27 protein-coding genes and 1 pseudogene are annotated in these 20,000 nt (G+C 39.6%); 4 read left to right on the forward strand and 24 right to left on the reverse strand.

Annotated features, from left to right (window positions below):
- Positions 1-193: 193 nt before the first annotated feature.
- Entirely contained in the window at positions 194-1,339 is a 1,146-nt protein-coding gene (locus tag B9Z54_RS07915) for an alpha-hydroxy acid oxidase (RefSeq protein ID WP_240189842.1), read from the reverse strand.
- Between the two features lie 150 nt (positions 1,340-1,489).
- Between B9Z54_RS07915 and B9Z54_RS07920 the strand changes: the two genes are divergently transcribed.
- Positions 1,490-2,152 carry a hypothetical protein gene (locus B9Z54_RS07920; protein ID WP_113927879.1) on the forward strand — a complete coding sequence of 221 codons (663 nt, stop codon included), beginning with the start codon at positions 1,490-1,492 and terminating at the stop codon, positions 2,150-2,152.
- On the opposite strand, the gene B9Z54_RS07925 is transcribed toward B9Z54_RS07920, so the two are convergent.
- The 6 genes and pseudogenes from B9Z54_RS07925 to B9Z54_RS07950 all read right to left on the reverse strand — a co-directional run bounded on the left by B9Z54_RS07925 (position 2,075) and on the right by B9Z54_RS07950 (position 6,913).
- Positions 2,075-2,764 (reverse strand): hypothetical protein, encoded by a 690-nt coding sequence (locus B9Z54_RS07925; protein ID WP_113927880.1) that lies wholly within the window; start codon positions 2,762-2,764, stop codon positions 2,075-2,077. The two genes, B9Z54_RS07920 and B9Z54_RS07925, sit on opposite strands and share 78 nt — an antisense overlap.
- Positions 2,765-3,417: 653 nt before the next feature.
- Positions 3,418-3,987, reverse strand: a pseudogene (locus B9Z54_RS07930) (uridine kinase family protein); the annotation flags it as partial.
- 144 nt (positions 3,988-4,131) lie between these two features.
- Positions 4,132-4,725, reverse strand: coding sequence for a GNAT family N-acetyltransferase (locus B9Z54_RS07935; RefSeq protein ID WP_113927882.1), 594 nt, complete (start codon positions 4,723-4,725; stop codon positions 4,132-4,134).
- A 176-nt stretch (positions 4,726-4,901) separates the two neighbouring features.
- Positions 4,902-5,210 (reverse strand): hypothetical protein, encoded by a 309-nt coding sequence (locus B9Z54_RS07940; protein ID WP_113927883.1) that lies wholly within the window; start codon positions 5,208-5,210, stop codon positions 4,902-4,904.
- Between the two features lie 88 nt (positions 5,211-5,298).
- On the reverse strand, positions 5,299-5,631 hold the full coding sequence (locus tag B9Z54_RS07945; protein ID WP_113927884.1) for a DUF3221 domain-containing protein: 333 nt from the start codon (positions 5,629-5,631) through the stop codon (positions 5,299-5,301).
- 64 nt (positions 5,632-5,695) lie between these two features.
- Positions 5,696-6,913: an MFS transporter gene (locus tag B9Z54_RS07950; protein ID WP_113927885.1), complete on the reverse strand. Its 1,218-nt coding sequence runs from the start codon at positions 6,911-6,913 to the stop codon at positions 5,696-5,698.
- A 288-nt stretch (positions 6,914-7,201) separates the two neighbouring features.
- On the opposite strand from B9Z54_RS07950, the gene B9Z54_RS24745 reads away from it, so the two are divergent.
- Positions 7,202-7,375 (forward strand): hypothetical protein, encoded by a 174-nt coding sequence (locus B9Z54_RS24745; RefSeq protein ID WP_162785132.1) that lies wholly within the window; start codon positions 7,202-7,204, stop codon positions 7,373-7,375.
- Between the two features lie 62 nt (positions 7,376-7,437).
- Here the strand turns inward: B9Z54_RS24745 and B9Z54_RS07955 are convergent, their stop codons facing one another.
- Positions 7,438-7,635: a hypothetical protein gene (locus tag B9Z54_RS07955; protein WP_113927886.1), complete on the reverse strand. Its 198-nt coding sequence runs from the start codon at positions 7,633-7,635 to the stop codon at positions 7,438-7,440.
- Positions 7,636-7,777: 142 nt separating this feature from the next.
- Here B9Z54_RS07955 and B9Z54_RS07960 point away from each other — a divergent pair, with 142 nt between their 5' ends.
- Complete coding sequence (locus tag B9Z54_RS07960) at positions 7,778-8,554, forward strand: DUF3891 family protein (protein WP_113927887.1); 777 nt, start codon at positions 7,778-7,780, stop codon at positions 8,552-8,554.
- A gap of 139 nt (positions 8,555-8,693) precedes the next feature.
- Here B9Z54_RS07960 and B9Z54_RS07965 read toward each other — a convergent pair whose 3' ends face one another.
- The 5 genes from B9Z54_RS07965 to B9Z54_RS07985 form a co-directional block, all read right to left on the reverse strand.
- Positions 8,694-9,104, reverse strand: a complete 411-nt coding sequence (locus tag B9Z54_RS07965) for a hypothetical protein (RefSeq protein WP_113927888.1) — start codon at positions 9,102-9,104, stop codon at positions 8,694-8,696.
- 116 nt (positions 9,105-9,220) lie between these two features.
- Positions 9,221-9,652, reverse strand: coding sequence for a hypothetical protein (locus B9Z54_RS07970; RefSeq protein WP_113927889.1), 432 nt, complete (start codon positions 9,650-9,652; stop codon positions 9,221-9,223).
- Positions 9,649-9,876 carry a helix-turn-helix domain-containing protein gene (locus tag B9Z54_RS07975; protein WP_113927890.1) on the reverse strand — a complete coding sequence of 76 codons (228 nt, stop codon included), beginning with the start codon at positions 9,874-9,876 and terminating at the stop codon, positions 9,649-9,651. Before B9Z54_RS07975 ends, B9Z54_RS07970 begins: the two co-directional genes overlap by 4 nt.
- A gap of 10 nt (positions 9,877-9,886) precedes the next feature.
- Entirely contained in the window at positions 9,887-10,363 is a 477-nt protein-coding gene (locus B9Z54_RS07980; protein ID WP_113927891.1) for a DUF2975 domain-containing protein, read from the reverse strand.
- Between the two features lie 152 nt (positions 10,364-10,515).
- Entirely contained in the window at positions 10,516-11,160 is a 645-nt protein-coding gene (locus tag B9Z54_RS07985) for a 2OG-Fe(II) oxygenase (protein WP_113927892.1), read from the reverse strand.
- Between the two features lie 235 nt (positions 11,161-11,395).
- Between B9Z54_RS07985 and B9Z54_RS26140 the strand changes: the two genes are divergently transcribed.
- On the forward strand, positions 11,396-11,521 hold the full coding sequence (locus tag B9Z54_RS26140; RefSeq protein ID WP_275887796.1) for a hypothetical protein: 126 nt from the start codon (positions 11,396-11,398) through the stop codon (positions 11,519-11,521).
- A gap of 37 nt (positions 11,522-11,558) precedes the next feature.
- Here the strand turns inward: B9Z54_RS26140 and B9Z54_RS07990 are convergent, their stop codons facing one another.
- The 11 genes from B9Z54_RS07990 to B9Z54_RS08040 form a co-directional block, all read right to left on the reverse strand.
- Complete coding sequence (locus B9Z54_RS07990; protein WP_113927893.1) at positions 11,559-12,191, reverse strand: serine hydrolase domain-containing protein; 633 nt, start codon at positions 12,189-12,191, stop codon at positions 11,559-11,561.
- A gap of 2 nt (positions 12,192-12,193) precedes the next feature.
- Positions 12,194-12,487: a hypothetical protein gene (locus B9Z54_RS07995; protein ID WP_113927894.1), complete on the reverse strand. Its 294-nt coding sequence runs from the start codon at positions 12,485-12,487 to the stop codon at positions 12,194-12,196.
- Between the two features lie 538 nt (positions 12,488-13,025).
- Positions 13,026-13,784, reverse strand: coding sequence for a class I SAM-dependent DNA methyltransferase (locus B9Z54_RS08000; RefSeq protein WP_113927895.1), 759 nt, complete (start codon positions 13,782-13,784; stop codon positions 13,026-13,028).
- A 34-nt stretch (positions 13,785-13,818) separates the two neighbouring features.
- The gene (locus B9Z54_RS08005) at positions 13,819-14,199 is read right to left on the reverse strand and encodes a VOC family protein (protein WP_113927896.1); all 381 of its coding nucleotides are present in this window, start codon (positions 14,197-14,199) and stop codon (positions 13,819-13,821) included.
- Between the two features lie 138 nt (positions 14,200-14,337).
- Positions 14,338-14,721, reverse strand: coding sequence for a nuclear transport factor 2 family protein (locus B9Z54_RS08010; protein WP_113927897.1), 384 nt, complete (start codon positions 14,719-14,721; stop codon positions 14,338-14,340).
- A gap of 17 nt (positions 14,722-14,738) precedes the next feature.
- The gene (locus B9Z54_RS08015; RefSeq protein WP_113927898.1) at positions 14,739-15,533 is read right to left on the reverse strand and encodes a DUF1835 domain-containing protein; all 795 of its coding nucleotides are present in this window, start codon (positions 15,531-15,533) and stop codon (positions 14,739-14,741) included.
- Positions 15,530-15,778 (reverse strand): hypothetical protein, encoded by a 249-nt coding sequence (locus B9Z54_RS08020; RefSeq protein ID WP_113927899.1) that lies wholly within the window; start codon positions 15,776-15,778, stop codon positions 15,530-15,532. The genes B9Z54_RS08015 and B9Z54_RS08020 overlap by 4 nt, the downstream gene beginning before the upstream one ends.
- A gap of 19 nt (positions 15,779-15,797) precedes the next feature.
- Positions 15,798-16,307, reverse strand: a complete 510-nt coding sequence (locus B9Z54_RS08025; protein ID WP_113927900.1) for a hypothetical protein — start codon at positions 16,305-16,307, stop codon at positions 15,798-15,800.
- A 614-nt stretch (positions 16,308-16,921) separates the two neighbouring features.
- Positions 16,922-17,233 carry a hypothetical protein gene (locus B9Z54_RS08030; protein ID WP_240189843.1) on the reverse strand — a complete coding sequence of 104 codons (312 nt, stop codon included), beginning with the start codon at positions 17,231-17,233 and terminating at the stop codon, positions 16,922-16,924.
- A 470-nt stretch (positions 17,234-17,703) separates the two neighbouring features.
- Positions 17,704-18,708, reverse strand: coding sequence for an LLM class flavin-dependent oxidoreductase (locus B9Z54_RS08035; protein WP_113927902.1), 1,005 nt, complete (start codon positions 18,706-18,708; stop codon positions 17,704-17,706).
- Between the two features lie 204 nt (positions 18,709-18,912).
- Entirely contained in the window at positions 18,913-19,944 is a 1,032-nt protein-coding gene (locus tag B9Z54_RS08040; RefSeq protein WP_113927903.1) for a C45 family autoproteolytic acyltransferase/hydrolase, read from the reverse strand.
- Between the last annotated feature and the right edge of the window lie 56 nt (positions 19,945-20,000).

The following is a 20,000-nucleotide window of genomic DNA, read 5'->3' on the forward strand; positions in this document are numbered from 1 at the left end:
GTACATCAAAATCGAAAAACTGGAATTTGATGTGGGCCGTCCTCCGAGCAAGGTGCATCAAAAGAAGAAAACTACCTTTGTGAAGAGAGTTATACCTCCCCTGTTTAACATCCATTTCGGAAACTGCATAAAAAAGAAGAAATCCCAAATATAGATTCCTTCCGCAAACACAAGCATTCGAAAAAAGTTATTTTTAAACCTCTGTATTTTTAACCAAATAAGTTTTATTAATTTCGTCAATATTCGCTGTGCCCGCAAGCGCCATTGTGGTTTCAAACTCTCTGGTGATTTGCTGTACTACCATTTTGACACCCTCCTCTCCTTCTCTGGCAAGTCCATAGATATAAGGCCTGCCCAGCAGGACCGCAGATGCTCCGAGTGCCAGCGCTTTGAAAATATCACTTCCTCTGCGTATGCCGCTGTCCAGCAGAACCGGAATTTTATTATGGACAACTCCGCAAATTTCTTCAAGTACATCCAAAGTCGCTACACCATGATCAAGCTGCCTTCCCCCATGATTTGATACTATCAGTCCATCAACCTCATATTTCAAAGCCAATTTAGCATCTTCAGGATGAACAACTCCTTTAAGGAGGACAGGCAGGTTGGTATATTGTCTGATTTTTTGAATTGCTTCCCACGTTATAGCAGGATTTTCAAATAACTCATACTGCTTTTTTAATGCTGCCGCCTTGTCTTCTGCTATTGGTTTTTCGAGCAAACTGCAAAAGACTGGATCGGAGAAATAGTTGCCGCTACCAGCTCCCTCGCCTACCGGGGAATATTTATTGATATGGTCACTTTCCCTGAATCCCATAATGGGAGTATCAACCGTAAGGACAATGGCTGTGTACCCTGAAGCTTCTGCTCGTTTAATCATACTTTCAGCAACTGGTTCATTGCCTGAGTAATACAGCTGGAACCATCTCAAGGAGTTCCCCATTTGACTGCCAATCTCCTCCATTGAAAAGGAAGATACCGTGCTGACTACAAAAGGGATATTCATTGAAGCTGCCGCCCGTGCTGCAGCCAGCTCGCCTTCTGGATGTGCAATGGTCTGCACACCAATCGGTGCAAGCATAACAGGAGAAGAAATTCTTTTTCCAAACAGGTTAATGGATGTGTCAATACGAGAAACATCACGCAGGACTCTATGGGAAATTTGATATTTGGAAAACGCTCTCCGGTTTGCCCTTAAAGTGGATTCTTCCCCTGATCCTCTGGCTATGTAATCATAGGCTTTCTTTTCCATCGCTGATTTTGCCTCTTCCTCCCACTCATTAATGGAAAGATGGCGGTCACTATTAAAAGCTTTCCCGTTTTCTGCTGCTGCCTTCAATTCCTTCTCCCCCAGTACTTTTAGCTAAATTATGGCATAGTCAGAACAAGAATTCAAACTTATCAGAAAACTGTCGTCAAAATAAATTATGTAAATTATTGTATTAATTTGGTAGAATATTAGTGGTAATTTCAGAAAAGGAGGGTCGATATGCCTACGCCTGCTCAAAAAAATTTCAGAAGAGAAATGAAAAGCCTTAATCGGGAAGGACATACTTGGTATGACACGAAGTATACTTCCTTCAAAGGAAAGAAACAAAAGTGGTCCTGGGGTATTTTTTTATTTGTTATCATCGCTTTATTCGCAAGCGGTTTGCCCACCCGCATCTATTACGAATTCCAGATAGCTCATGATCAAAAAATTAAAAACTATCTACAACAGCAGGAACAATACTTTGGTTCTGCTTCTATGGGACTCAGCCAGCTGATGACTCAATTGAATGAACAAAACTCCCCAGACATGGCCTCTCTTATGCCCAGTATTCAAGAAGCTAATGTCTCAATCCAAAGCAGTTATACCGCTTTGAGGGATATAAAGCCTCCCAGTGAATTCAAGGAGATGCATGACATCTCTCTAGAAATTTTGAGTTTGAAAAAGGCAGCTGCAGAATATCTAGTGGCTGCTGCCCAAACAAACAATTACCGGCATGAAATCCTTACTGCCTATATTACGGAAAGCAACCTGAAGCTTAGTCAATTAACCCCGAAAATGATTGAAGGACTGCAAAAATCCAATTTAAAATATGTATATAATTCTGATGGAAGTCTTACATATTGGGTACAGGAGCATGGATATGAAAGTGTATTCCATTAAGGCCGTTTCACATAATAAAAAAACACGAAGCGGCATTTGCCGGCTCGTGTTTTTGTTTATATTGAAGGAATTTTTATATTCAGCCACGGCTTCAACTTTTGTTTTCAAATTGGCGAGCAACATTTCCCGGAACGCAGTTAACTCCCGCCCGTTCATCTCTGCCAGCTGGGCATCATACATTCGGTCGTGAATATATTCCAAATCAGTTATCCAAACATTCAGCTCTTCTAAAAATTCTTCATGTGGCATGTCCTTGAGTTTTTGTGAATTTAAGTTTTCAGAAGATGGAATGGAACCATAAAGAGATAGCAGATCTGCAAGCTTTTTATAGAAATCATCATCCGGTTCAATTGTTTCGAGTGTATGAGCGGACAATTCCAAGCTCCATGACATGGCTGTTAAATATTCTGCTCTTTCTGCTTGCGAAACCTCCCCATGCTTCACCGTAAGAATCTCACCAAACTGAATAGCGTATTCAACCCCGTCTTGCACTTTATCAAACTGAGCTTCTCTAACTTCTTTCTTATCTTCAAGCTGAAGAAACAAGATGATATTAATCATAATAGATAACAAAAATCCAATCAGCAGTTTGTTTTCTTTAAGGATTTTCATGTCTTCACTCCTGAGTCTGAACCTATATAGGTTATGGTATTGAAGGTAATACCTGCTTTATACTTTGCGGGCCGATATTTTAGGGTTTAGGTCAGTTCCTTGGCCCGTAAGTTCAACTTGCGGGCCGTTATCTCTGTATTTGGGTCAGTTTATTGGTCTGTAAATCCAACTTGCAGGCCGTTATCTCTGCAGTTAGGTCAGTTTATTGGCCCGTAAATCCAATTTGCGGGCCGTTATCTCTGTATTTAGGTGAATTTATTGGTCTGTAAGTTCAACTTGCAGACCATTATCTCTATAGTTAGATTAGTTCATTGGTCCGTAAGTCCAACTTGCGGGCCGTTATCTCTGCGGTTAGGTCAGTTAATTGGCCCGTAGATTAAACTTGCGGGCCGTTATCTCTGTACATAGGTCATCTCATTGGCCCGTAAATCCAACTTGCGGGCCGTTATCTCTGCAGTTAGATCAGTTCATTGGTCCGTAAGCCCAACTTACGGACCATTAACACTGGCATGGGGACATTTAATTGGACTGAAACCGGTATGAGATCCTTTACCTTGCTTTCGGTGTCTTACCGGGCAGCTGCAAAAAATTATCTATTGATGCTCCTAGAATAAATGGCCGTCCGGTTCAGGATTTAGGTCTCTAAATTACATTTAGAAAAGAGACTTCTCAATTTCATAAGTCTCATTTGAATTCTTGATTACAATATCAAAGTTTTCGTGCGCAGGATGCATATACACCTCATATTGAATTCTGCGCTCCTCGTTAGATTTCCTGAGGTAATCTATATGAGTTCCTCTTTTAGAGACATCCCGGACACTTCTTCTTGTCAGCTCGGTTTCTCCGTCAGTATACAAATAGATTTTAAGGTCATATAACTCGGGATTTGTAAAAGCGACGGTCATGCCTTCTACTATTAGAATTTTTTTCTTTGCTGCTAGTAATCTGCTTTCTGTGTAGGGTGTGCGTATAGTGTAAAGATCAAGACCACCTTTAAGCATAGTGATATCTCTTTCTAAAGGATAAATATTGTGGGCGGCAGGGTGACACGCTGTCATTTTGCCCTGGTGGTTCTCTCCCATGTAGTCATATTGGATTTCGGTGTATTTCCTAAGATGTGAACCGATAATATAGGGGTCTGTATCAATATAATTAAAGTCTTCCTTTTCAAGGGAGTTCATAAGACTGTTCGCAAATGTGGTTTTCCCTGATGCACCATGCCCTCCCGCTTTTTTTATTTCTGTTTAGAACCAATCTTTTTGTCTATTAAAAAATCGATACACTTAGCAGCAGAAATCTCTATACAATCAAAAAATTTCACTAATGTCATTTTTAAATACGTACATGTAAACTCTTCTTTTTGGACACTACAGCAATTTTTCCGCACTATCTGGTGTATGTTTATTTATATAGTCTTTTCGAAGTATCCCATAAATAGCACAGTCCTTATATTGATTTTTAGCATTCCGGATCATATCCCTTACGATTCCTTCCTGCTTCATACCTGCCTTCAGCATGACTTTTCCCGAGGAGGGGTTATCCGTGTTGTGAGCCGCAGATATCTTGTGTACATTCATAGTGTTAAAAGCAAATCGCACAACTTCTCTTAATGCTTCAGAGGCATAGCCATTATTCCACCAATCAGGTCCTACCGAATAACTGACATCGCAATTAATAGTTTGCTCATCAAAATCATATAAGTCGATTTCACCTATGAGTTCTCCGCTCTCTTTAAGTTCCATTCCCCAATAACAAAAGTCTTCATTTGAATACTGCCCGCAGATCGTCTTCAGCTTCTCTATGGTTTCTGTCACTGATTTATGTGCAGGGCTTACACGATTGTCGCTTACTCTTTCATCTGAAAGCCAGCGGTCAAACATTATTTCAGCATCCGTCAGTTCCAGCTTCCTTAAGATAAGACGGTTTGTTTCTAACAACGGAGTTCCTTCAAATCTAATCATTCTTTCACCTCTTTCTAATTCTTTAGGGTGTATGCGGCTCTTCTAATCTCGGAGACTTTAAAAAAGACAATTTCTTGCAGACTCTTCTCAGATAGAAAACCCTGAAAATATCTCCCGATTTCCCAAGCGAGCATCCTAGTAGTGTGCTCAAGGTAGAAATGAAGGTATTACATGGTTTATTTTTTGGAATAAGAAATGGATTTCAGATAGGGTTTTTCGTTACCATACCATCGATAAACAACATCATACTTCTCCCCTGTCATAATTAGGTCCCATATTTCTTTCTCTTTTACTTGTAATTGAATTTTACTGCCTGTGTCCTCGTCTTTAATCCATATGGAGTGGTATTCATCATCGACAGCGATCTTTTTCTCTGTAACAATACTTCCTTCAGTCTCTTTTTCAATTATTCTGTTATAGTCTAAATAATTGATGGCTGCTATAAAAATAAAAATGAGAACGACTACTCGAATAAGCAGCTTCATCAAAATTCCTCCAATTTGGTCAGGTATCAAAAGTACAATACCTAAGATGTTCGTCAAGAGATGTTAATAGTCCACTCTGACTTCGTTCTTAATTTCCCGCTTCCCCCTCTACCTTTAAAGCTCTGGTCTGAGGAGGATTAGATTCTCTTATGTAGTCATACCAAACTTTGATCTGCTGTCCCTCTTGAAGCCCATTCAATGAACATTCGCCCCCCAATCCTACTCTGATTGTTTTGGCAACTTTCTTGGATTCACCAGTCAGCTTTAAGGTAAATCCCTTTTCGGAAAACTCAATAATAGTCCCCTGGAGTACTTTATCTTGAGAGAAACTATTGTTTACTTTATCCTGGTTTTCACTGGAACAAGCTGTAATTAAGAAAACACAGCACAGAATCCAGATAATATAAGACAGGTACCTCATTATAATTATCTCCCTTTATAAAAGAGTAGATTTAAAAGGCTCCCCCTTAAGGGAAGCCCTTGTCTTAACTGGTTATTTCAAAACTGACACTTAACGGATCATTAAGCTTTTTTAATAATGGATTCATCAAGAAGTAGATGGCGAACAGGAGATAACCAAGACCTGAAAGGCTAAGTAGAAGCATTCCGGAAGTGATTTCCCCCATCATTCCTCCAAGCAGGTATCCTAATGGGCTTAACGAACCGAGCAGGGAACTGATGAATGCAAATCCGATTCCTATGTGATCACGCGGGAGATTCACTTGGATCATTGTCTGAACATAGATGCTCAGGATTCCTATTCCCACCCAGGAAGTGCCGAATAACAGATAAGGGAGGATTGGTATTTCTGTCAAGGTAAAAGCCGTCAGCCAGAATACACCTGACCAGATCGAAGCAATCGGCAGAATCCGGTTAAGCGGGAAATGCTCCACTCTGCTCGACAGTATGGTTCCCGATAGAGTGCCGACCGACATGGCGGTCAACCAGAATCCATATTGAGCAGGTGTTTCCGATATTACAGGAAGCATCGCCAACCCCATAGTCGCCATCACGTTCATTCCAATAATACCGAATAATAAATGAAGCAGCCTTCTTTTCTGTTTAACGACAATCAAGCCTTCTCTGAAATCTTCCTTGTATTGTTTAATGAACCCCAAGGTCGATTTGTCTGTCTCTTTTTTAGATCTGGGTATCTTTAAAAAGAGCAAAAATAACAGTGCTGTGAAAATCAGGATCAGAGAATTGGATACAAAAATGATACCCAGTCCTACGAAAGCAATAAGCAGACCTGATACTGCATCACAAAGAATATCGAGAGTTTGATAGGAAAACAAAAATATGGAATTCACCTTTGTCAATTTGCCCTTTTCGGCCAATCGTTCAATCAGCGCACTTTCAGTGGGATAAGTCAGCTCAGAAAAAGACAGAGCCATAAAAAGCAAAACGAATAACAGAGGTATCCATAATAGATGGCTGAAGTACAAAATAGAGATCAAGCTGACGAACAGCGCCTGTCCCATCATGGCAGTAACCAAAATTTTTCTTTTTGAAAATCGATCGATCAGCGGTCCGTATATGAATTGAATCGTCACCGGCAGAATAGCGACTGCACTGGTCACTCCTATCAGGAAAGGTGATTCAGTTACGGTTTTCACATACCAAATGGCAGCAATCATATAAAAACTGTCGGCGAAGTTTGTTAAAATTCTTCCTATTAATAAAATCACTAATTGTCTGTTCATTGTATGAACCTCCTCTAATAATTAATAGTGAATTTTCGCTATTAATTAGGGAGGCTTCCACAGAAAAACAGTACTCTAATGATCAAATGGATTGAGGTAAATGATTTTTATCATAGAGTACTCCTTCCTGTATTTTATATGGTAATTATTTCATAATATTTTTGAATATTCAACTTTATTTATTTTTGTGAATTTCAATTTTAATATTCGCAAAATAGTGAACAATGTACCTTGGAAATTTGAAACTTTTATAGATTTCATTCGTACATTTATTAGGAGGTGGAAAAGATGGATTTTATGTTTTTCGTCATATTGATCACTGCTCTTTCACTAATTTATTACGGATATATACATAAAATAGAGAATGATGTAAAAAAGAAAGAATTAGAATTAGAAGAGAGAAAAATTGAGTTGGAGATCATGCAATTGGAAATTCAGAAGGAAAGAAAGAAGATTGAATAAACAACCCTCTGATTTTAATGAGAGGGTTGTTTATTCTACGATATCCATAACACCTTTTCTATTCATCTTACAATCAGCCTCTTGAATAAAGCAAATATCGGGATAAACAGGGCAACGAAGATACCGAGATCGGCTAGAAGCAGCCACAGGTTGAATTCATCAGAAAAAACCCTGTATTGAAACCCGATAAGATCAGTGATTTTTTCAGAGAGAATCCCGACCAGAAAAATTGTCAGAAATGCTGCCAGAAATTCCTTCATAATCTACACTCCTGAATTTTCATTTTTATTATTCTACTATTACCTTACCCTTTGATTGAAAAGCCTGCAAACCGGGAATCGTCATTAGACGTACTATCCCAATTACATGTTAAAATAATGGAAAAAAGGAGGCAATTCATATATGATTGTCCGCGAAACCTCTCAATCGTTCTACATGACCCTGCAGCATGACCACGCCTTTTTATCCGGAGAAATTGTGAAGCATTTTGATAGAAATTCACTTTTGTCCCAGGAAGCTTTTGCCGATGTCCAGGAGGCCGCTTATGAACATGACCGCGGCTGGATCGGCTTGGATGACACTCCCATCTGGAATGACCGTTCCGGGGAGCCCTATGACTTTTCTGACTATCCGCTGTTACCTAAATTGGCCTTCTACAGAATAGGTCTTGATGAGATAGAAAAATCCAGCGCTTATGCCGGTCTTCTGTGCAGCATGCACTTCTGTTCTTTCTTTGCCCGTTCAACTGATAGGAATTGTCTTGCTTTTGTGCAGAAGGAAAGGAAACGGCAGGACAGGATAAAAAGAATGATCACTGAAGTAAATGAAGAATTATTGCCGCAGCATTTTCATTTGCTTCAGTTTTCAGATAACCTCTCCCTCTATCTTTGTTTGAACGATCCTGGAGTGAGTAAAGAAGCAGAACATCCCTGGTTCCAAAAGGGATTCAAGAATACGGAATCACTTCATCCCAGAAATCAGCCTCTCATGCCTCGGTGGTTAAATCGCAATGAAGTAACCATCGAGCCATTTCCTTTTGAGAAAGAATTTCATCTGTGTTTAAAGTATAAGAAGATTTCCAAAAGAAATATTGAAGAAATCGGGATTGTGGAAGCATTTCAAAAGAGTGAAGTGCGGGATCATACAATTTTTATTAAGAGATTTGGTTCGAAGGCTTAGCGTTTTCAAAGATTAGCATACTATTAATTAATTTTAGTAAAACGAACCTCATCCACTGTCAGAATGAGGTTCCTTTACTACAAGTTTAATTATAATAAAAGCAGCCAGTACCTCCGATTTGCTCCTCTCACCCGCTCCTTTATTCTTTTAGTCTGGCAAAAAAATTTATGGCCAGCACATACAGAGGATAAATAAGGAAAGCTCCTGCTATAAGAAAGCCGGAAGCAGGATTTGGAACATCTCCTCTGTGTGTGATCGGGATGGTCGAAGCAATTAGGAAGGTGAACATAAAATAATAGGGGACCCACATGATGATGGTCCAATAGCAGGCTTTACGCCCAATCAGCCATTTCCTTGTCCAAAGGAATAAAAGCAAACTACAAATAATAAAGGATAGTAAAGAAGTTATGCCGCTTACTGTGATAACCCTTTGGATGCCCCACTCTGTTATCCGTGTAATTCTGTAGACGTTCAACAACAATTGAATTGGAATGAGCAGGGTTACAGCATAGATCATGCTGATAACATTGAGTTTTACGAAGTAGTTCATTTAAACACTCCAATATTGATAGAAATTCCTTAGTTGACATGGAAGCTTTCAGAGTTAGATAGAGAATAAAGGTAAATTATTTGCTTCTTTTCGAAGAGTTATATATAAATAATAGCCTATTCTAACGAAGCATTCTCAGCTGAATCTCCTTTAAGATCGTAAAAATACTGCTTGCCCTCTGCGAGTTCAATAGTAACGCTGTTATTTATCTTAACACTGGCATTTTTGTCCGCGTCCGTGACTATTGCTTTAATTTCCGCTATTCCATCTAAAGGCAGTTCTTCTTCTCGAAGCTCGAACTTCAGGTCTTCCTCTTTTTCAAATGAAGATCCATCAGCATGAGCTGTACCAATAGATGAAATCACTTTTCCATCCTGGGAAATCTCAAGCTGCAAATTGTCTATTTCAAAATCAAGCCTATTTTTAATGTGTATGATGACACCTTGCTCCGTTTCAGCGTACCCCGTTCTGCTGTCAGTTGTATTTTGACAGGAACATAAAATTAGCAGGGATACTAATATCGATGCTGACAGAAAACCCTTTTTCATAAATTTATACCTTCCTCTTCTTCATTTTGGTATTCTAAGATATCCCCTGGCTGACAATCCAGTGCTTTGCAGATTCCTTCTAAGGTAGAAAAACGGATGGCTTTCGCCTTTCCATTTTTTAAGATAGAGAGGTTTGCCATTGTGATTCCAACCTTTTCTGAAAGTTCAGTTACACTCATCTTTCTTTTTGCTAACATGACGTCAATATTAATAATAATTGCCATTACGTACACCTCAGACTGTTAATTCATTTTCTTCTTTTAGCATCAGGGCATTTTTCAGTAGTTTTTGCAGAAGAGCTGCGAAAATCGAAATCACTATAGAAGAAAACATAATTATCATGCCCATTAGAACGATCCCAGGATTGCCTGCATTCTGGCTGATGATAAATATTTCTCCTATCAGGTAAAGTAGAAAAATGGCTGCTGCGCAATATTTAATAGAAATTAATCTTTTTACCGCTGTCTTGGAAAAAGCTTGGTTTCGATCAATAGCATTCAGCAGCTTCCAAGCTTGATATAAAGCGAAAAAGAATGGCACTGCTGTCATATATAAACCGATTAGCAATGGATATTTCAAATAGGAGAATTCAGGATACATGAAAGCAAATACTCCTGCTTGCCAAGGCAGCCAGAAAATACAAAGAGTGAGCACAATTAAGCCCATAATAGAAAGAGCAATCTTCAGATAGAGTGTAGAGTTTCGATTCATCTTCATTCACCTCATAGGTCATATTTCCCTTTTATATTAACAGTTTATTTATTGAATATCAATAAATTATTATCATATGTCGTTGTATTAAATAAAAAAGACACCAGCAATCTGTTCTGATAACAGATTGCTGGTGTATAAGTCGTTTATCATTATTTCACTTGCTTTCTTCTCATCCATTGAGTCGCAGCCCATTTATCGCCGATTACGACAGGTGCACCGCCATGCAAAGTTAGATCATTAGTGTCCTGGTTGTCATAAAAATATTCAAAGTAAACAGCCATTCCTTTTTGAGGCGAAACCGAAAAATTCAGCTTTGGAAAGTACGTTTCTCCTCCCTCTTCCACATCATTCAAGTACATGACCATCGTGCTTATTCGAGGGTTGCTTGCATTTTTAAAAAAATCAAAATGTGCTTTATATTCCTGGCCAACCTTGTAGTTCAGCATTTGCAGTCCTTCTCCATGTTCATATGGGACATTCATGACTTGAGAGATCCGCTTCTCAACTCTTGTCACGACTTCGCTTTCGCCTTCTTCAATAAAAGTGCTGCTGCTTGTTCTCATATCATTTTCATCCCGGGTATTACCGATTTTCGACCGCTTCATTTTATCCTTTGACAAACGAATCAGTGTCTCACATTCTTCATCACTAAGCACATTTCCCAGAACGACAATAAGCGGCTCTTCCATTTTGGCGATTATATTAATCTCTCTGTCTTCTGTAATGATTTTATTTCCTGTGTGATGGAATATACTTTGTTCCTTATGGACTGTGTTTGAAGTTTGAATTGTCAACTTGGATCTACCTCTTATCCTTTAAAAGTCATAATAATTAGAATTCTTTTGATACTGGTCGCGGCAATTGATATATTAATTGCCGTGCATAGTCTGCAGCTTCAGAATTTTAAATTAATTTTACACTGTACCATGCGTTTTGACTATCATATTTTCACATTGAATTTGTCTTTTTCATGGCGAATAATCGCAAAGTCTGAGTGCATAATATCCATGTTCATGAGGAGGTGAAAAGATGCCGGATTTAAACGATAATAAGTTTAGGAAGATCCAATCAGAGGCAGCGAAACAAGGGAAATCTCAAGAAGAGTACGCTGCGGAATTAGAGAACAATAAATTGAAAGCCCAAATGAAGAAATAATTTTACGGGACAGGAAAAAAACCTGTCCCTCTACTCTTTATATAGTCTGCATTTTGTTTTCCAATCCGCGTAAAAACTCCTTGAAATAGATTCTCGGCAGACCATGGTCTTCAAGCTGCAGCTGGCTTTTCACCACCGCAACCAACTCAAGCTTGGGAACGATAAAAATATTCTGGCCGTAGATGCCGCTTGCACAATAGAAATCAAGTGGCTGATAATGATGGGAACTTTTATAGGTCCAGATCTGATATCCGTACCCATAAGTCCCCTGGTCTTCTGTTTTTGTTTCTTTGAATGGAGTTGTCATATGGTAAATCCAATTCTCTGAAATAATTTGATTAGCATGGTGTCTGCCGGAATTTAATAAAAGATTTCCCAGTGTCATTAAGTGGGCAGGTTTCAACCTGATGCCGTATCCTCCATTATGAATGCCCTGCGGGTCAGTCAGCCAGCTGTATTCATTGATTCCAAGCGGTTTAAAAAGGACTTCTTCAGCAAAGAATGCCACTGGCATTCCGGAAACTTTTTGAACAATGGCGCTCAGTAAATGAGAATCTCCTGAACTATACTGAAAAGTGGTCCCTGGCTCATGTAAAAGAGGCTGCCTTAAAATGGTGTCTACCCAATTTTTGGATCCTTCAAGCTCGAAAACATTCAAACCGGAAGTCATTGTTAGCAGATGATGAATCGTAATCTCTTTTTTTCTGGATCCTCATCATTTTTAATCTCCGGGAAGTATTCGAGTATCGGTGTATGGATGGAAGAGATCATAGCCCTGTCCACGAGAACACCGACCATCAGAGAAATGATCGTTTTAGTGATGGAATACACCTTGAATGGCTTTTCCTTCACTTTATTGTTTTTTATGTACTCGAAAACCTGTTTTTCTCCCTGGTTGATGATAAACGCTTCAACCTTAATACCTCTAAGTTTCTTCTCTAGTTTTTCGAGCTGTTCTTTATCCATTGTTAAAACTCTCCTTACCGCAGTTCAGCGTTGACCACCAAACCTTTCTTATTGCCGTACTGCTTTAATACAGCATCAAAACTCTAATATTAGTAGATTGATGATGTAAAAAGTGCCCTTATACTGCATCAAAACTTTCACATAAGAATTTCATGCTGTAAAAAAGGCCCCTATACAGCATCAAAACTTCCAATTAGGAATTTCATGATGTAAAAAGGGCCCTTATACAGCATCAAAACTTCCAATTAGGAATTTCATGATGTAAAAAGGGCTCTTATACAGCATCAAAACTTCCAACTAGGAATTTCATGCTGTAAAAATGGCCCCTATACAGCATCAAAACTTTCAAATAAGAATGTGGTGCTGTAAAGAGAGCTCTTATACAGCATTAAAACTTCCTAATAAGAATTTCATGATGTAAAAAGGGCCCCTATACAGCATCAAAACTTCCAACAAAGAACTTAGTGCTGTAAAGTTTCTCTTATACAAAATCGAACTATCTTATCAAAGCTACATAGTTGAAACACTCCCCAACCTCTCACTGAGGCTTTCTTGCTTTAATAATCATAGTTGAAGGAAATCTTCTTGCTTTATACAAAGAATAATACCGATCGGATACTTCCTCCTGAACCGAGTCAAAGCTTTCAGAAACATCACTCTCGAGAACCTTTTCAATAACAAATCCTGCGGCAATCAATTCATTGATATAGGTGCTCATCTTTCTGGTGGGAATGACAACTGGTGCTTCTTCTCCTTTGAAGTTGGGATAGGTGACAGTTCCTTCCTCCTGGTAGGATCCCTTCAATCGGAGTTCGCCATTTTCGCTTGCCAGGTGTGGATATAAAGGGTGATCCCAGCTGAAAATAAAGGATCCTCCCGGCTTCAAGTAAGAATGTATCAAACGGAAGGTCTTTGGTAAGTCAGATGTCCATCCGATTGCGTAAATGGAATATACGATACCGAAATAGGACTTCGGCAGGTCAATATCTTCCTCCATTGGCGCGCAGAATAAGTTTACTTCTTTATTTTTCAGCGTTTCTCCGGCTGTACTAACCTGCGTTTGCGACAGGTCCACTCCCCATAATTCACCTGCACCTTTTCGAGCCATATAAAGTAAAGAATGTCCGCTGCCGCAGCCAATATCAAGAACCTTTTGATCCTTCACCTCACCGAAAAGCTTCAGTTCCTCTTCTACCAGTGCAAATGGTCCATAACTTGGCAGCGCATCTTTTCCATCAAAATGATGTGCAACTTTGTCCCAGCTTTCTTGGTTTTGTTTTACAATGTCCAGCTTCAATTATTGACCTCCTTTTCTTGCCTAGATCCTGCAGCTACTTTCTTTCCATTACAGCAAAGTAATTCTCTTCATCATCTGCGAAGTTAAAGACCCTCCCTGAAGGCATATTTACAATTTCTCCCACTGTAACTCCGTTAGTGGATAGTTTAAAATATAGCTTCTCCAAGTCATCAGTAAAGAACATTAACGAAGGAGTGCACAAGTTAAGTTCAGGGGACATTTTTGCAATAATGTCTTTATTATGCAGAATCAAACTGGTTTCCGAATCTTCATGTGGTGCTATTTCAATCCACCTCATACCATGACCGTTGTTTTCTTCTGAAAGAATGATGAACCCCGCTTTTTCAGTCCAGAATTGAATAGATTCATCCTGATTTTTAACATATAACATTACTTGCCCAAGCTTTTTTATCATTAGTTTTTCATCTCCCTGCTTTATATTTCATATATGTATTCTTTTCAATAGAAGTAAAAACCTTTATAATCCTAATAAAAACTGCTGCTATCATAAAATAGCAGCAGATTTAGCACCAATCAGTTCCTAAACAAAATTTTAAAATACACCATTCTCGTTAGGGGAATCTTCTGGGATGGCCTGTCCTGCATCCCAAAGCTCCACAATCCTGTCTTCTTGGAAGCGGAAGATATGTACGACAGCGGCTCCGCGATCTTCTGGAGTTTGCTTGATATGGGAATGTACCACAACGGTATCGCCTTCTTGAATCGCTCTTTTTACCTCAATTACCTTGTCAGGGTTTTCGAAACCATTCTCTTCCATTGCCTTCTTAAGTGAAACAGCATCTCCCTGAAAAAAGGGATTATGATGAACAAAATCGGTGCCGGCATGTTCTTCAAATGCTTTGGCCACCTGGTTGGATACGATCAAATTTAAGAAAGAAACAGCTCTTTCTTTATTTGCCGAAATATTATATTCCATGTTTCTCCTCCTCTGAGTTATTTCTTGAACCGTATACTATAATACCTCATCGCTTTAGGGACTCCTTTGATATCAAATACACCATTTAGAATTAAATGCCTGACACGGTACTCGAGAAACTGGTCGCCGACATATTGCTCTAGATGGCCGATGAGTTCACCGATCAATCTGGCGGATTTCATAAATTCATCGCTGTCCCTTTCGATAAACAACCTTCTGGCGGTTTGGATGATGTAATCGTCAAAATACCCTTCTTCAACACTCTTAATCCCGCCGTCCTGCCATATACGAAGTACTTCTTTCGCTGCTGATAGCTCGGCATATTCTTTCTCCAGAGATAACCTTTCCTCTTGAGTTAAAGGCTGAGCATGCTGGCTCTTTTGGTGCATAAGAATGAATTGTTCAGGAGATATTTCACCAGTGTGTAATAGCTGATACTGTATTTCTGAACTATTGAACAGCTCTCTATGAAGCTCGGTTGAATTGATTAGTAGAATCTTATTTGATTTTTCATTCAACAGTTTCATAACAAACCTCAAGCCGGTCTGTTCATGAGCGTTTTCCCCTGCCCATATGGTAACGGGGACATCAGGAGGAATTGCTTGAAGCTCTGAAAGTGTTCTATTGAATGCATTTGAATAATCCTCTGAAAAGTTTTCATCCACGATGATATGATTTTCAAACCATTCTATCCTTTGAAGAATTCCCTCTTCTTCATCCAGTCTTGTTAGCGGTCCAATGGAAAAAAGATCTGAAAAAGCGATCACCTTCTCTTCTTCTATTAAGCCCATTTCTTTAAGAGCCAGCTTCATCCCCCCTGCCTGCGAGTCGCCAAAAAGGATATGATATGCGTTATAGTCAATGTGTTCAGCAGCGGCTTGATTTCTTTTATACTGCAGAAAATCCTGATAGGTTTTTTAAGGTCCGCTGAAAAATCCAAATCGGAATATTCTGCGATTTCATCGGTCATTTGTATGCCATAAAGAGTTCGAAGCAGCAGTGACTTAGCTTCCTCTTCTGTAGTGTCTTTTACAATTCGTTTCAGCTCTTCTATCATTCTTCTACTCTCCTTTTCATCATTTTAGTTCCTCGATGGTAGTGAAAATCCTAGAAAAAACTCCTTTTACATGTTCATTCGTTTTTTCATCATTATATAGACCATACCCCCAGCTGTTCAAGGAATCACTTTCAGTAGAAGAGAAAATTCCCACTGCAAAGTTATTACCTGGTGACCACTCCCAATTCTGTCCGAATTCACTTTCATCAACTGTAAATGGGATATGACTTGAAGACTCTATAAAAAAGACTGGAATAGCAGAATTTAAATAGACCTCTGAGGATTTTCCTTCCGAAGCTTGATATAGGTGTTCTTTTGTAACAAAGATGGCGTCATGCTCTTTGGCAGTCTTATTCTCTATCTCATGGAATGCAATTTCTGAAAAGGTAATATTCTCCTCCCTGACTTCGGGTGGATCGCCAATAACACCTATTCTTAACGATTTTCCGTTATATTCTTCCAAGTCAGGGATCGAACTGCATCCCGATAGAAAGAAGAACAGACTCAGCAGCCAAATTTTCCACTTCATACTCTATCCCCTCCACAAATATTTTAGCATGATTTACCATCTGGGATGAAGAGTGAACTCCTTCTATAAGAAACAATGAAACCATCCCTGCCCTTCAGAAAAAGGAAAAGAAATTTGAACCTAATTACTTGTGCATTGTCTTCTGTCCGGACTCTCGCTCAATTGTCTATAACAGTTCTGGGTGCAATTTACATGTGGTATAGACTAATTAAGAGGAATTTCGTGAAGTTTCAAATGACTTTATTGGCGATCGTGGTGATCGGATTCCTTACGGGGTTTTTTAAATGCAGGTTCAACAGGCGAGTCCATTGTTTGGCTAATCCTGGGCATCGCTGTTCTCCTTGGTGCTGTTACTTGGGGGATGAGCAGTAAGAACGCATTAAAAACATATTTTCTTAGGATAGTGAATTTCAAACATTAAAAACGACTTGTCAGCTGGCAAGTCGTTTCCTTTTTCTTAAAGGTTCTTTCGTCAACTTAGCTGCCATAATAAGATATCCTGGCAAACAAGAAAGATAAGAGCTGCTCCTCTGTGTTGTGAGAAAAACCTCAGTATCGGAGGGAAAACCGGCTCTAAAATTTTTCCGGAAGCCACAATGCATGCGAATACAGGTTTAATAATAAGTAATGATCATCACAACGAAGCTAACAATTGTATACAACACGGCTCCATAAAATACGAAACCTACATTCGCCTTCAGTTCGTTATCTTGCTGTACCTTCCAACCTGCAGTACTCGCATCAAGAGTTGCCGCTTTGGATAAAACACCGCCGCTGCTGTTGAAGAAAAACAGCACCACTGATAGTGCAAGCCCGATGAAAAAGCTCCAGTCCATATAAGAAATGGGTAAAACCATTGTGGCTATCCAGACAAGAAGACCAATTACAACTGCTGATATTAATGTACCTACTAAATTCTTTTTCATCTGCATCTCCCTCTATTGTAGTTACTATGTACTGACTTATTTGGGATCTTCATTGTCTGTTCCCCAGTCATATCCCGATTTTCCCCAATAATACAGAAACATGGCTGATGATAAGATGCTTAACAGTGTATAAATGAGTCCCATGTTATTCCTCCTTGATAAAAATAAAGTTGTTTATACTTGTTATACTGTTTTTCAGTGTAAAAAGTTTCATAATTTATAGAACTTTTTAAAAACTTAGCAGGAAATGCACTAGAGAGCATTTAATTTTTCTCAATCGTGAAGATATGGTATCCTAAGCGGTTTTAGAAGCTTGCAGGAAAAAAGTTTACCGTAATTTGGTCGATAAAGATTTTTTAAAAGAAGGCCATCATAATTTATGGTCTCATAAGCGTCACAAAAGTCGCTTTCAGTCAAAACCGACATAAAAAAGCAGCCCAATATACTAATTGAGCTGCTTTCAACTTTCCTTATCTCCCATCTACGATTTCCTTAAAGATTTCATATGATCGTACCTGTTTTTCCTGATCATAGATATATGAAACCGCCATGATTTCATCGACATCATACTTTTCCTGGAAACGGGACAGCTGTTCTTTCACTGTCTCCTTGCTGCCCATAAGCGAAACACTGGTCATGGATTTCGCCATTTGCTTTTCGCCTGGCGTCCAGATGGCATCCATATCTTCAACAGGCGGACTCATTGGACTCTGTGTTCCGCGAACCACATTCAGGAAGAACTGCTGCATGGTCGTCGCCTGCAGCTTAGCGTCTTCGTCCGTTTCGGATGCAATGACATTCAGGCAGATGATCGCATGTGGTTTGTCCAGGTACTCTGACGGTTGGAAACGGCTTCTGTAAATCGACAGAGCGTCTTCCATATGTCTAGGTGCAAAATGTGCTGCAAATGCGTATGGCAATCCAAGCTTCGCTGCCAGGTATGCGGAATCTGTAGAGGAGCCAAGGATATACAGCGGGATATTAGTTCCTACTCCCGGGTAGGCTTTGACATAACCCTGGTCCTTCGCTGGCCCGAAGTAAGTCAACAGCTGCTGAATATCATCAGGAAAAGTGTAGACATTTTCCTGGGACGATGATCTTCTTAATGCGCTGGCAGTCATCATGTCAGTACCGGGTGCGCGGCCAAGCCCGAGATCCACTCGGTCAGGATAAATAGTTGCCATAGTACCGAACTGCTCTGCAACTACCAATGGAGAATGGTTCGGCAGCATGACGCCGCCCGATCCAACCCGGATGGAGTTTGTGTTTTCCAATGTATGCTTGATTAAAATGGATGTCGCTGAACTTACCAGCGTCGCTGTGTTATGATGTTCTGCGATCCAATAACGGGTGTATCCCATTTTTTCTGTCTCTTGAGCAAGATCCACCATGGAATCAATGGCATCCTTAGAGTTCTGCCCTTTTCTGATTGGTGCAAGATTTAAAACGGAAACAGGAATATTCATATTTGTCATGAAAACGATCCTTTCTTTTTAAAAATTCAAGTACTCTAAGATTCATGCTATCAATATGCCCAAGTACTCTTTCGGCATTCGCAATTCTGAAGTGTAAACAAATAAGTTACAGTTAATTCAGTAAAAAAGCTTAAACGGCGTCTAAGCTTTTCAATCGATACTGTAATAGTATAATTTACAGTTTTATTTGTCAAAGGATAGATTTTAGAACTCACTGGATAACTGTTCAATGAAACCTTCCATGCTCTCAATAGGAGCATCCTTCCCTTTTACCCATTCCTGGAAGTCGATATCGAGGATTTGGCTGCTCTGTGCGATAGAGGAAAGAATCCGCGAATCCCGGTATCCATAAGAGAAGGTATGAAGAGTGCCGAATAATTGATCGTAGTCTCTGAAGAAAATGGGTGATTGTTTGCTCCGGAAATGATTGAATGCCAGTTCATGTGTTAAGTTATTTTTCCTTAGGTCCATCAGGTGATATCGTCTTCTCAGCGAACCTTCCAATGATGGTCGGTTTTTGTTCTGCAGCTCTTCCTCTTCAAAGTGATTGACACAGACAGAAACGCCTTCCCCTTTTCGCACTTTCACGTTTTCCGGTGTCGCTTCCACCACAGCTCGGTTCCCTTTTCCATCGCCAATAGAAAAATTGTAGCAGGCAGCATGAGGGAGTTCATTTAGCATAAGAATAGCTTCATCCACTGACGAACATTTATCCAGCACCATGCGGATGGCTGTCCATGGAGAAATTCCTTTTCTATAGAGATTATAGCTGACGAAATGAAGACCTGCAGCAAGGCCTTTTTCATTGACACCATCGTGTCTTCCTATGAGCTGAAGATTATAACCGGCTGAGGCTAAAACATTGTCTCCTTGCACAAGACTGAATAAGCCGTCATATAAACCCGGAGCAAAATCATAATTACGCACATAGAATTCGTCTGTCATGAATGCGGAACATCCCATTGCATCTGTTTTAGGAACGTCATAACCGCTAAACATGGCGGCAGCTTTTTCAAAGGAGATGGACAGGCCATCGGCTAACCCTTCCAGCTCTTGTATAAGATGAGGTGCATAATTTTCATAAATGGATTTCATTTCATGGACATTGATGTCTGGTTTTGTAATGGATTGCAAGGTGCCAAGTATAGAAAGATTATGTATTTGTTCTGCCGTTTTCAGCCCGATATGAAAAGAGCTTCCCCTGGCCTGCAGTACCTTTACTTCGAAATTTGACATTCTCATCCCACCTTCTCAGTTTTAACCCGAAAACTTTTCAAGATAAGTATAAGACA

Origin of the sequence: Bacillus sp. P14.5, assembly GCF_003316765.1 — a bacterium.
Classification (GTDB): domain Bacteria; phylum Bacillota; class Bacilli; order Bacillales; family Bacillaceae_B; genus Rossellomorea.